We start from the raw sequence: 11,536 nt of genomic DNA on the forward strand, positions 1-11,536 counted from the left end.
GGCTCCGTCATCCCACCGGCAGCGCCCGCAGACGCTCGGCACCGATGTAGACGTTCATCGATGCGCCGCGCAGAAAGCCGACTAGCGTCAGTCCGCTTTCCGCCTGCGCTAGGAAAGCAACCAGCGTGGACTCCGCGCGGGCCACCGCCCGGCCGGTTCTCACCCGTTCCGCATCGGCCCGGGCCGATTCCTCCTGGGCCTGCCGGTAGCTCTTCTGCGCCTCCACGAGTACCCGCTCAATCGCTGTCGGCGTACACCCGAACGTGGCCCCGGCAAGATTTTCGTGAAGCGGGGCTGCGCCCCCGTGCACCGGTGACGCTCCGTCACGGGAAGCGGGATCGTCGGTGAGTGTGATGACCTCGTACCAACTGTGTCGCCGCACCTGGATGTGGTGCGGGTGGAACGGGTGTGGTCGGCGGGTGGGGTGGTTCATATCGCGGCCCGTACCTATGAGTTGCCAGCCGCGTGTCCGGACTGCGGTCGCGAGTCCGCGCGGCCGCACAGCCGGTATGCCCGCGCGCTGACCGACGTCGCTGTCGGCGGTCGCCCGGTGCTGATCGGTTTGTCGGTGCGGCGGTTGTTCTGCGACACCGCGGATTGCGGACGGCGGACGTTCGCCGAGCAGGTCGAGGGGCTGACGGTGCGCTACCAGCGGCGCAGCCCGCTGCTGCAGCATCTGGTGGAGATGGCCGGGGTATTGCTCGCCGGCCGTGGCGGGGCCCGGCTCCTGAGCATCTTGAAGGCACCCTTGTCGCGGACAAGTGCGTTGTTCCACTTGATGCGCATGCAACTGCCGTCGGCCGCGACACCGCGGGTGCTGGGCGTGGACGACTTCGCGCTGTACGCGGACGCCTACGGCACCCTGCTGGTGGACGCCGACACGCGGCTGCCGATCGAGTTGTGGGCTGGCCGCGATGCCCAGCAGCTGGCGGCCTGGCTGCGCACGGATCCTGGCGTCGAGGTGGTGCCGCGACGGTTCGCTGGTCTACCGGCAGGGCATCACCGACGGAGCCCCGGACGCGGTGCAGGTCAGCGACCGCTTTCACCTGTGGCAAGGGCTGCCAAAGCGGGTCTCGGACATCGCCGCAGTCCACCGCGGCTGCCTCGCTGCGGCAGTACCTGAACCCGAAGTGGCCCCACCGCCGTCGGGCGAATCATGTGAGGCGGCCGAAACTCCCGCCCGCCGTCACGCGAAGCGGCTGTTCGAGACCGTCCAGGGATACACCGGCACGGCCCGCAGTCTCAGCGCGATATCCCGCGAACTCGGCCTGAACCGGCGCACCGTGGCCAAGTACGCACGCGCTGCCTGCTGGCAGGAGTGCGTACGGCGCACTCCACCCCGCCGGTTCACAAGTCTCGACCCGTATCTGGAGTATCTGCGCCAACGCTGGGAGGAGGATGAGCACACCGCGACGATGCTGCACCAGGAGATCGCCGCCAAGGGCTACGGCGGCCACTACCAGCGGGTCAAGATGGCCATCGCGCCGCTCCGCCAAGGCCTGCCAATCGGCACACCGCGCGAGCGACCACCCTCGCCCCGCCGGGTCGCCCGGTGGATCACCACCGCACCAGTTCGGCGCGGTCCGCATGCCACCGAGGCACTCCGCCGGCTGTTCGAAAACTGCCCGGAGCTCGACCAAACCCACACAGTGGTCCGGCAGTTCGCGGCCATGCTGGAAGCCCGCGACGCCGCTCCGCTGCCGGACTGGCTCGACCAGCTCACGGCCTCGGGCCTGTCTGCCTTGGCGAGCCTGGCCAACGCCCTCCGCGAAGACCAGTCGGGTAGTCGTGCAGGGGATCACTACCTCGTTCAACTCCGGCGTCAACGAAGGCCGGATCACGGACCTGAAGCTCCAGAAGAGGATCATGGCTGGCAGGGCCGCAGTTCCACTCCTGCGCCACCGCGTCATCCTCATAGCCCACCTCCGACGCCGCTTCCCGTGACGGAGCGTCACCGGCGCACGGTGGCCCAGCCCCGCTTCACGAAAATCTTGCCGGGACCACTTTCACGTGAACGCCGACAATCGCTCGGCAGCGGACCACAGGATGGTGTCCCGCGTGATGGTGTAGGCGATCAATCGGCGGTGGTGTTCGGGGTGTTGGGGAGCTCGTGGGTGGTGTTCTCGGTGCTTTCGCCGGCGTAGATGGCCGCCATGCTGCCTTCGGAGAGGTAGCGGCGGGGGAACGCGATCCACTCGTCGTGCATTTCCCTGAGGACCGCGGTGACGAGCCGTTCGAGGGCGGCGGGGGTGAGGAAGATCTGGACGACGTCGGTGCGGCGTTTGGATCTCCCGGTTGATGCGTTCCAGGGGGTTCAATGACTGGATCTTCTTCCAGTGGGAGACGGGGAAGCCAGCGAAAGCGGTGAGGTCCTCCTTGGCATCGAGAAGCATCTGTTCGACCTTGGGGAACTGCTGGCCGAGGATGTCGGCGACCTGATCGAGCTGGTGGCGGACGGTGTCGGCGTCCGGCTGGATGAAGATCGTGCGGATGGTTGCTGCGACCATCTCTCCGGATCCCTTGGGGATCACCGAGAACACGTTCCGCAGGAAATGGACCCGGCAGCGCTGCCAGGCGGCGCCGAGCATGACCTTGCGGATCGCAGCGACCAGGCCGCTGTGGCTGTCGGAGATGACCAGGCGGACTCCGCTCAGGCCGCGTGAGCGCAAGGAGCGCAGGAACTCGCTCCAGGACGCTTCGCTCTCGGTGTCGCCGACGGTGACGCCCAGGACTTCGCGGCCGCCGCCCTCGGTGATGCCGGTGGCGATGATGACGGCCTGGGAGACGATCCGGTGGTTCACCCGCACCTTGCAGTACGTCGCGTCGAGATAGATGTAGGGGAAGCGGGTGTGATCCAGCGGCCGGTCCCGGAAGACGCGGAGATCGTCGTCGAGGTCGCCGCAGATCCGTGAGACCTCGCTCTTGGAGATGCCGCTGTCCGCGCCGAGGGCTTTGACCAGGTCGTCGACGGCGCGGATGGACACGCCGTGCACGTATGCCCCCATGATGACCGCGTAGAGCGCCTGATCGATGCGGCGCCGGCGTTCCAGCAGGCTGGGGAAGAAGGTCCCGCTGCGGAGTTTGGGGATGGCCAGGTCCAGGTCACCGGCCTGGCTGGTCCAGGTCTTGTCGCGGTGACCGTTACGGAAAGCGGTGCGCTCCTCGGTGTGCTCGTTCCACTGGGCACCGATCCGGCCGAACAACTCAGCCTCGATCAGCTCCTGGAGCATCCGCTCCGCGACATGCCGCACGAGCTCGATACCATCTCGTTCCGGCCGTAGCGCACCAGCAGCATTATTGCTGGTAGCAGCGGGCATGGACACCTGTGGCGGCGAACCCTCACCGTAGGGGCTACCAGCGGCACCATCGCGGCTTGCCCGCTCCGGCCGCCCTCAACCTGCCCGGCATCTGTCTCCGTAGGTTCAACCTGCGGCACCATCACCGCGAGGAACAGCGTGGCTCGCTGCAGGCCATCGAGCCTTGTCCCTGCGGCTCAATACCGGAGCATCGCTACGGCATCATCGGTTCTGACGGCAGGAATGTCGTTGGGTGGGTCACCTCTGCGACCCCAAGTCGCAGCACCATTACGGCAAGGTCGAGGACTCCCATGACGGTTGGGCTGCGGCCTGCCTCCGCGATTTCGTTTCCCAGCACCACCACGGCCCCGCGATCACCGCATTCGCCGCCAGAAGGTTCGCGCTACCTCTGCGACTTCAAGTCGCAGCACCACTACGGCGGGCTCGGCAGCACGGGCCTTGGGCATGTCGAGATCCAAGGGCTACGACCTGGTGCGCCGTGGAGAGTTCCCTTGCCGGGTGCTGCTGATCGGCCGAACCGCCCGGGTCGTCACCGCGTCGCTCCTGCGCGTACTCGAAAGCGGCGAACCGGAGCACAACGGAGTCCCCAGCTCCAGCGCCAACCCATCCTGACCAAGCACGCGATGAGGCCCCACCGGAGCAAGTCGGCGGGGCCTCGTCGCGTCACCCGTCTCACCTAGCTATCACGAACCCCACGGACACCAGCACGGCGGACGAAGATCCGGACCATATGCGGGCCAAGGCTTCCTGACACGCCCGAATGGAGGTCGTTTTGCCTGGTCAGCACGACAATGGCTCGTGTACCACCAGCAGACGAAGAACCTTCTGGTGTCGTACTCACCGAGGAAGTTGGGCTTCTTCTAAGTGCCGCAAAAGGGCCTCTGACCAGGGGCTTTCCCCCGCAGGCGCCCCTCGTCGGCCACATCAAAGCCACAGGTCAAATAACGAAGGTACTCCCGATATCTCCCACCGCTGTCCCACCTCTGACCAGCTGTTCCGGGGCATTTCCGGGCCAAGACCGGGATCAGGCGCCCTACATGCCGCTCTCCGGCTCGTCCCACCGCCGCATCGACTCCTCTATCAATGTGTTGGCGTGGTTGCGCGCCTCGGCCAGGAACTTGGCGTAGTAGCGGAAGAGGACCTGGATGCTCCGCCCTGCTCTGCGCGCACACTCTGCGGGGTCTACGCCGGAGGCGAGCCAGAAGGAGATTCCCGCGTGGCGCAGGTCGTAGGGGCGCTTCGCCAGTACGAGGGCGTGTTCGTCGAGGGTGAGTGTGGCTTCACGTGCCCGTCCCCATGTGATGCCGTACGCCGCAGCCTCGATGTAGTTTCCCGCTGCGTTGCGAAACAGGCGCCCGTCAGGCGCGACACCGAAGAGCTCTATGTGCTCGCGCAGCATGCGGACGAGCACGGGCGGGATGGGCACCGGTCGCGTGGCCTTGGCAGCCCGTCGCTTCAGTGAGTGGATCTCGTGAACGGCGCCATCGTTCGTCCACGCCTTTCCGGCCGCCACGACCCCGCCCTTGAGGTTGAGAAGACCCCACCCGCTCGCCGGCAGGCGACACTGGGACTTCTGCAGGTGGATGACCTCAGCGGGACGCATGGCGGCGTAGTACATGCCCGGCAGCGATTTGCGGCAGCCAGAGCGACTGCTGCTCGGGGCTGCGCAGATCTTGCAGCGCGAGGGCGCGTATCAGAGATGCCTGTTGGATGCCGCCCGCTGCTCCGCTCGCATGCGAGACATGCGCGATCAGGAGCGTCTTGGCCATGTGGCCTGCACTCACACCGCCGTACTCGGTGGGAACGAGAATACTGGTCCAGCCCAACTTGCCCATGTGGGCGGCGAGTTCGCGGTCCGTGAGACCCGGCACGTTCCCCTCCCTGCAGGCGGTTGTACGGAGGCCAGGTGCTTGATCAGGTCGACGGCTTCCGCCGCGAATGCCTTGCTCAGCTCGACGTCGGCGCGGTTCAAGTCGGGCTGCTCAGTGCCGACCGCGCAGACCGTCCCGGGACTGATCTTGGTCGCGGGGTCGATCATCGGGGCGCCGAGGTAGGTCCTGACGCTGAGCCGGTACATGGACCCTTTGCCCGCGCTGTGTGGGTACCTCAGCCGGTCAGCGGCCCCGTATACCGAACGTAGACCGCCTACCGTGATAGTCGGCGCACGAAGCCACAGCGGCCGTACCTGGGCCTCCCCGATCGCACCACCGACGAACAGGAGCTCCCTATGCAGCAGCACCCCCTGTCCCTTCCCCGTCGCGCCCGCCTGCTCAGGGTGCTCGCAGCGGCATTCCTCGGCTGCCTTCTGACCCTGTCCGGGGCCGGGCACGGGGCGGGCGGCCCGGCCGGGATCCTTGCCACCGGGGATCCACTCAGCGACGGCCAGGAGCTCTCCCCCAAAGAGGTGAACTCGACTGCGGGGTACGTTCGGACGGCCTCCTGACGCCTTCGGTACGGGGCGGTTGTCCTGCGTCCTCACGAGCGGTGCAGGCCCCTGGCTCAGCTCGGCGGTGTGCGCACGGCGCCGATCAGCCGCCTGGCCTGTTCGGTCTCCGGCAGACCGGCCCGAGTGAAGACTTCCAGCGCCGCTCGTGCCTGCTCCAGTGCCCGCCCCGACTCCCGCACGGCGAGCAGGGCGCGGGCGTGGGACAGCAGGGCGTAGCCCCGGTCACGGTCCCGGTCCAGCACCGTGCCGTAGTAGGCTACCGCCTGCTCCGCCTCTCCGGCGGCCTCGGCGGCCCGGCCGAGCCCGAGGAGGGTGTCGGCACGGCGATAGCGGGCCTGCGCCCGCTGACCCGCGAGACCGGCGGCGGCACCGACGTCCAGGCACTCCTGATAGGCGGACAGAGCGTCCTCGTAGCGTCCCAGTTCCTGAAGAGCCTGACCGCGTGCGCACAATGCGTAGGCGATGCCACGGCGGTCGGCCACCTCGCGCAGCGCGGCAAGTGCTCCGTCACAGACCGGCAGCGCCTCCTCCGCCCGGCCCCCCCGGGTTCGGGCGAGCGAGGCGTTGAGCGTGGTGATCAACTCGCCTGAGCGGTGCCCCAGTTCCCTGGCGAGGGCGACCGCCCGGTCGAAGTGCTCCGCGGCGGCGTTGTGGTCTCCTTCGAACAGGGCGATCACGCCGAGGTCGTTGTAGGTCTGCTGGAGAATGGGCCGGTCGTCGGCGAGCCGGCACGCCTCCGCGGCACGCTGGGTGTGGTAGCCGGCGCGCGGCAGCCGGGTCGCCTGGAGTGCGGCGTTCCCGCAGATGAAGTGGGCGCGGCCGGCGGCGCGGTGGCTCTGCCGCGTCGAGGCCACCTCTGCCAGTGTCCGGGCCACGTCCTCGATGTGGGTGTACGGAATCTCCTGGCCGTATGCCCCGAGGGCGACCAGCAGATCGGCGGCGTCCGTGAGGGTGCCCTCCCCCGGCCCCACACCGGCCGACACCGGCCGTCCCAGCAGCCGTACGGCATGAATCGCACAGTCGAATTCGGCCACGACCCAGGCACGGGCGTCCGCCAGGACCCGGAACCGAGGGCCACGGGATGCGGAACGGCCGGCGGGCAGCATGCTGCGGACCGGGTCACCGGGAACCATCAGCTGGAACGCTTCCACCGCCCCCTCCAGCAGATGGTCCAGCAACCGCCCCAGCACCGCGAGGTCCGTGGCTGCGCGCACCTCCGCGGGGGTGTCGGGTTCCGTAGGCGTATCGGGGCCGGGCTCCGCGGACGTACCGGAGGGGGACAGCTGTACGGCGAAATCCCGTACGAGGTCGTGGTAGCGGTATCGGCCAGGCGCGGGGGATTCCATCAGGGCGATGTCCACTAAGGATTCCAGCAGTTCCTCCGTCTCCGCCTCCGGCAGGCCGAGTACGGCCGCCCCGGCCGCGAGGCCCACATCGGGTACGGCGATGGTGGCCAGCAACCGGAACGCTCGGGACTGGGCCGGAGCCAGCTGGTGGTGGCCGAGTTCAAACACGGCCGCCACCGCGAGGGCCCCGGTGCGCAGTTCGCTCAACCGGCGGCGTTCGTCGGCGAGGCGCCCCAGTAAATGGGCCACAGTCCAGCCGGGCCGGGCGGCCAGCCGGGCCGCCACGATGCGCACCGCCAGCGGCAGGTGCGCGCAGGCCGCGACCAGAGCCCTCGCTGCGGCCTCCTCCGCCGAGATCCGCTCCGGGCCGACGATCCGCCGCACCAGGGCCAGTGCCTCCTCGCTGCTGAACTCGGTGAGCTGGACATGAACGGTGGGCGCGACGGCCGACAGGCGGGTCCGACCGGTCACCAGCACCGCGCACCGGGCCTCACCCGGCAGCAGCGGCGCGATCTGGACGCTGTCTCGTGCGTCGTCGAATACGAGGAGTACGCGGCGTCCGTCCAGCACGGTGCGGTACAGCCGCGCCCGGTCCTCCAGGGACGCGGGCACGTCCTGGCGAGCCACGCCGAGCGCCGTCAGGAAGCTCTCCAGGACCGTACCGGGATCCACCGCTCCCGGCCCGGCGCCCTGCAGATCCACGTACAGATGACCGTCGGGGAAATGGTCCTTGACCCGGTGGGCTACCCGCAGCGCGAGGGCGCTCTTGCCCATGCCGCCCATGCCGCCGACGGACACGATCACGGGGGCTGAGCACCCGGTGCCGGTCAGTACCGGGCACAGAGTGTCGACCGCCTCAGCGCGCCCGGTGAAGTCCGTTGTCTCTGAGGGAAGCTGGGCTGGCCGCAACACGACCGTGACGGGTGCGGAGCCGCGGACGGGCTCCCTCGTACGCACGGACGGCGGCTTCGCCGGGATCAAGTCCGGGTCGCCGCCAAGGATGCGCTCGTGCAGCGTGCGCAGTTCGACGCCGGGGTCCAAGCCCAGCTCACTGCCCAGCACTGCCCGCGCCCGGCCGAATACTGCCAGGGCGTCCGCCTGCCGCCCAGAGGCGAACAGTGCCTGCATCAGGGTGCCGTACGGTCCCTCCCGCAGCGGGTGTTCACGGATGAAGGACGTCAGCTCTGGAACGAGGGGAGTGTGTCTGTGCTGCTGGACCTCCAGTCGGAACCGTTCCTCCCTGAGCGTCAGCTGGAGCTCTTCCAACCGCGATCGCGCGCCTTCCGCGAACGGTCCGGGGACTCCCGCCAGTGGTTCGCCGCGCCACAGCGCCAAGGCCTGCACCAAGTGCTCCGCGCAGTCGTCGTACCGGCCCGCCTCGCTTGCCCGCGCGGCCTGCCGTCCACCCTGCTCGGCCCGGCAGGCATCCACCTGCTCCGGCCGTACGGCGAGCCGGTAACCATCGCCTGCGGAGTCGAGTAGCCCCGGGTCGCCGCCGTGCCCCGCGATCAGCTTGCGCAGCCGCCACACATACGTTCGCAGCACCTTGTTCGCCGAGACGGGAGGCTCCTCACCCCACACCGCCTCCATCAGCTCGTGCAACGGCACCGCCCGGCCGGGATGGAACGCGAGCACGGCGAGCGTGGCTTGCTGCTGCGGCGCGCCGCAACGAAGCTCCCTGTCTCCCGCATGAATACCTACAGGTCCGAGCATAAAGACGTCCACGACTTCCCCCCGGTGATGTTCCGATGCGCCCGCCAGTCACCTGCGCCGGCCCCACCCGGTGGTACCTCGCGAACAGTTGGTCGTCGTCCTGGCCCTCACCCCTCTGGCCAGGGGCATATAAGGGGATGGTCATTGCTCCGTCTCGGTTCCCTCCTGGAAGGACCCGGCCACGGCCCGAGCGGTTACGGCAGGAGACTCGCGGGGACAGGAGGAGCTTGCGGGGACAGGAGGAGAGAGTGGGCCAACTCGAGCGACGCCGACCCGGCCGGTGCATGGGGAGCCTGTGCTCCCGGGGAGCCGGGCGGAGGTCACCTTGGCGACGTCGTCGGCCGGGCCGAGGCGGATGGTGTCGAGGAACTGGCACCAGGACGTCCGCCCTGATTCCAGGGTTGCGACGAACGAGGAGGGCCAGCGAGGTATGAGCCGGCCGGATGACCGGCCGCTGGGGCCGTAGGCATGGCAGAACTGGCTGCCCTCGCCGGGGCTTGCCGACTCGATCGCAGTGTGGCGAGCCAGAACAGGCGGTTCGCACTATCGGCGCGTCCGGGCGGAGCCAGCCGCTTTCGCTCGGCTTCCTTGCGGCGCCGGAATTCGGCGAGCTCCTCCAGGACGACCATGTCGCCGTCCGGGGTGTACGGGCCGCCGGTTGTCGTGGGCAGCTGCACGAGGCATCGCCACTCCGCGAGCTCCGCTGTGCGCGCGTGAAGCTCAGCTTCCCCGAGCAAGTCCACCGCTTCGACAGGCGTCATGCCCCGGGCGCGGCCCTGTACCGCGAACGGGCTGGTCTTCTCGTAGCCGAACGGGGCCGGGCGGTCGGCGTGCGCCTTGGGGACGCGGCGCGGTCGCCTCACCGGCTGACTGCCGTTGTGGCTGCTCGGCTCGTCCGGTTACTCCGCGAAGGTCGCCGACCGGCTCGGCCTGCCGTTCGACTTCGCCGCGCTCTCCCACGCCCGGCGCCATCGCTACGTCGACCGCACGCTGACCCACAGTTCCCGGGCCACCTCGCCGTTCGGGAGGTCCTGGGCGACCGGGTCGGCAGCTTCCAGCCGGATCTTCTCCCGGAATGCCCTCCGCTCGTCGGTCAGGCCTCCGCCCTGCGAATACCTCAAACCCTCCCGGTCAGAGCACTAGCGGGTCTCAAGCCGTTGTGGCGGGCCGAGGTTCGTGGAAGGTGCCGTCGCGGAGCATGGCGAAGAGGACGTCAGCTCGGCGGCGGGCGAGGCAGAGTCTGGTATTCGCCCTTGCCGACATCCAGGCCGAGATAGACGTTGATGTCACGGGTGTCGATCACGTACAACCTCCGGTTGTGCTCAGCCGGCCTCGAAGCCACGGCACCGATCGCCACATCCACATCACGAGGAGCCTCCCGACCTGCGAAGAAGTCAGTGGTCATGGCCCTAATCAGCGGTCAGTCAGTGCCTCCGGGTCCGGTGACACCACCGCCGGATCATGGTGAACAAGGGGGGAAGTCATGCCGGCCTCGGAGGCCGGAAGCTCCATCGCGGAGCCAATGAAAACGGTAATGGGGGCTCGCCGTCCCCCGCCCTGGCCTGCGACTGCGCACCTGGAGGACGTGTTCTCCTATGCCCAGGTCGAGGGCGTTCAGCTGCGCTTGGACGCCGCCGAGGTCCAGGCCCGCAGGCCGGCGGCGGGCCAGGGCAGCCGGCGGGCGTTCCTGTCGGGCAAGAAGAATCAGAACACGATGAAGGCCACCGTCATCGCCGACCACCAGGGACGCACGCTGTGGACAGATGCCCTCCGGCCAGGGTTGATGCACGATGTGACCGCTGCCCGCACGGACGGATCAGCAGATGCTTCGAATACTTCGACCTTGTCCAGGTCTTCCTCGACGACGGCTACCTCGGCCTCGGACGGAATCACCCGGGCCAGTCCCTCACCGCACCTCCCACATGACGACCAGGAGTAACTCCCCCTTCGTCGAAGCCCGAGCACGCCCAAGACACGACCACTCCTCACGCCGCATCACCGTCGGACACGCCCTCGCCGACCACAAACGCTGGAAGCAACTGACGCGTTGGACCCACCGCCGAGACCGCCTGCCCGACACCTACCGAGCCATCGCCATCCTCGTATCCGACCGCACCACCACCGCCTGAAGAAGACGCTCAGCAGGACAAACACGTCCTACCCGCCATCACGCACCAACTCGTTAGTCCCTCGGCTACGGCTTCCCGCATCCGCTGGTCGATCTCGCCCGCTTCCTGGGCCACGGCGAGCCGCAGCTCCGGTACGGACACCAGGACGGGATCGGCGGCCACGACGTCATAGGCGCCGCGGGGCGGCCGGTAGGAGCGGACCAGGATGCGCAGCAGCGCCTCGCGGGGGTCGAGCTGGGCGGCCTCCCGCCCGGTCAGCCAGCGGGCGGTTTGCTCGGCCGACAGCGCACCGGGCTGCATGCCCCAGCGGTCGGCGGCAGCCAACGCGGCGTCCTCCGGCAGGGCGTCCTCTGGCGTGTTGTCGGTGCCGGCCTCCGCGTCGGTGCCGGCCTCCGCGTCGGTGCCGGCCTCCGCGTCGGTGCCGGCCTCCGCGTCGGTGCCGGCCGCGGCGGCGGCGATCCGAGCCAGCGCGAACCGCCGCCAGCGCGACGGACAGTCCTCGTCATGTACCTGGCGGTGGCGCAGCACCGCGGCGTCGCCGTCCGGGATCCCGCGCACCCGGGCCGCCGAACTCGGCCTGCCACT

General features: G+C 69.0%; 12 protein-coding genes and 3 pseudogenes. 6 read left to right on the plus strand and 9 right to left on the minus strand.

From position 1 onward, the window contains the following. Positions 1 to 7: 7 nt before the first annotated feature. Positions 8 to 136, minus strand: a pseudogene (locus AB0D18_RS18740) (sulfurtransferase FdhD); the annotation flags it as partial. A gap of 234 nt (positions 137 to 370) precedes the next feature. Here AB0D18_RS18740 and AB0D18_RS18745 point away from each other — a divergent pair. Together AB0D18_RS18745 and AB0D18_RS18750 are read left to right on the plus strand one after the other, a co-directional pair. After that, positions 371 to 1,123: a transposase family protein gene (locus AB0D18_RS18745; protein ID WP_362419204.1), complete on the plus strand. Its 753-nt coding sequence runs from the start codon at positions 371 to 373 to the stop codon at positions 1,121 to 1,123. Next, entirely contained in the window at positions 1,023 to 2,144 is a 1,122-nt protein-coding gene (locus tag AB0D18_RS18750) for a hypothetical protein (RefSeq protein ID WP_362419206.1), read from the plus strand. Before AB0D18_RS18745 ends, AB0D18_RS18750 begins: the two co-directional genes overlap by 101 nt. Here AB0D18_RS18750 and AB0D18_RS18755 read toward each other — a convergent pair. Further along, positions 2,075 to 3,317: pseudogene (locus AB0D18_RS18755) on the minus strand (IS256 family transposase). The gene AB0D18_RS18750 and the pseudogene AB0D18_RS18755 sit on opposite strands and share 70 nt — an antisense overlap. Positions 3,318 to 3,761: 444 nt before the next feature. Here AB0D18_RS18755 and AB0D18_RS18760 point away from each other — a divergent pair. Next, on the plus strand, positions 3,762 to 3,929 hold the full coding sequence (locus tag AB0D18_RS18760) for a hypothetical protein (protein ID WP_362419209.1): 168 nt from the start codon (positions 3,762 to 3,764) through the stop codon (positions 3,927 to 3,929). Positions 3,930 to 4,350: 421 nt separating this feature from the next. Here AB0D18_RS18760 and AB0D18_RS18765 read toward each other — a convergent pair whose 3' ends face one another. Both AB0D18_RS18765 and AB0D18_RS18770 read right to left on the minus strand, forming a co-directional pair. Next, on the minus strand, positions 4,351 to 4,920 hold the full coding sequence (locus tag AB0D18_RS18765) for a hypothetical protein (protein ID WP_362419212.1): 570 nt from the start codon (positions 4,918 to 4,920) through the stop codon (positions 4,351 to 4,353). Next, positions 4,907 to 5,188, minus strand: coding sequence for an acyl-CoA dehydrogenase family protein (locus tag AB0D18_RS18770; RefSeq protein ID WP_362419215.1), 282 nt, complete (start codon positions 5,186 to 5,188; stop codon positions 4,907 to 4,909). The genes AB0D18_RS18765 and AB0D18_RS18770 overlap by 14 nt, the downstream gene beginning before the upstream one ends. Before the next feature lie 356 nt (positions 5,189 to 5,544). On the opposite strand from AB0D18_RS18770, the gene AB0D18_RS18775 reads away from it, so the two are divergent. Then, positions 5,545 to 5,760 carry a hypothetical protein gene (locus AB0D18_RS18775; RefSeq protein ID WP_362419218.1) on the plus strand — a complete coding sequence of 72 codons (216 nt, stop codon included), beginning with the start codon at positions 5,545 to 5,547 and terminating at the stop codon, positions 5,758 to 5,760. 56 nt (positions 5,761 to 5,816) lie between these two features. Here AB0D18_RS18775 and AB0D18_RS18780 read toward each other — a convergent pair whose 3' ends face one another. The 4 genes and pseudogenes from AB0D18_RS18780 to AB0D18_RS18795 all read right to left on the minus strand — a co-directional run bounded on the left by AB0D18_RS18780 (position 5,817) and on the right by AB0D18_RS18795 (position 10,227). Then, complete coding sequence (locus AB0D18_RS18780; RefSeq protein WP_362419221.1) at positions 5,817 to 8,822, minus strand: BTAD domain-containing putative transcriptional regulator; 3,006 nt, start codon at positions 8,820 to 8,822, stop codon at positions 5,817 to 5,819. A 306-nt stretch (positions 8,823 to 9,128) separates the two neighbouring features. Beyond that, a pseudogene (locus tag AB0D18_RS18785) lies at positions 9,129 to 9,299 on the minus strand (transposase); the annotation flags it as partial. A gap of 497 nt (positions 9,300 to 9,796) precedes the next feature. Further along, positions 9,797 to 9,943 (minus strand): hypothetical protein, encoded by a 147-nt coding sequence (locus tag AB0D18_RS18790; protein WP_362419224.1) that lies wholly within the window; start codon positions 9,941 to 9,943, stop codon positions 9,797 to 9,799. A 92-nt stretch (positions 9,944 to 10,035) separates the two neighbouring features. Next, positions 10,036 to 10,227, minus strand: coding sequence for a hypothetical protein (locus AB0D18_RS18795; protein ID WP_362419496.1), 192 nt, complete (start codon positions 10,225 to 10,227; stop codon positions 10,036 to 10,038). Positions 10,228 to 10,356: 129 nt separating this feature from the next. Between AB0D18_RS18795 and AB0D18_RS18800 the strand changes: the two genes are divergently transcribed. Further along, a complete protein-coding gene (locus AB0D18_RS18800; protein ID WP_362419475.1) occupies positions 10,357 to 10,761 on the plus strand; it encodes a transposase family protein in 405 nt (134 codons plus the stop codon). Then, positions 10,745 to 10,951 (plus strand): transposase, encoded by a 207-nt coding sequence (locus tag AB0D18_RS18805; RefSeq protein ID WP_362419227.1) that lies wholly within the window; start codon positions 10,745 to 10,747, stop codon positions 10,949 to 10,951. Before AB0D18_RS18800 ends, AB0D18_RS18805 begins: the two co-directional genes overlap by 17 nt. A gap of 9 nt (positions 10,952 to 10,960) precedes the next feature. On the opposite strand, the gene AB0D18_RS18810 is transcribed toward AB0D18_RS18805, so the two are convergent. After that, entirely contained in the window at positions 10,961 to 11,509 is a 549-nt protein-coding gene (locus tag AB0D18_RS18810; protein WP_362419229.1) for a hypothetical protein, read from the minus strand. Positions 11,510 to 11,536: the final 27 nt, after the last annotated feature.

This window comes from Streptomyces sp. NPDC048442 (assembly GCF_040651475.1).
Classification (GTDB): Bacteria; Actinomycetota; Actinomycetes; order Streptomycetales; family Streptomycetaceae; genus Streptomyces.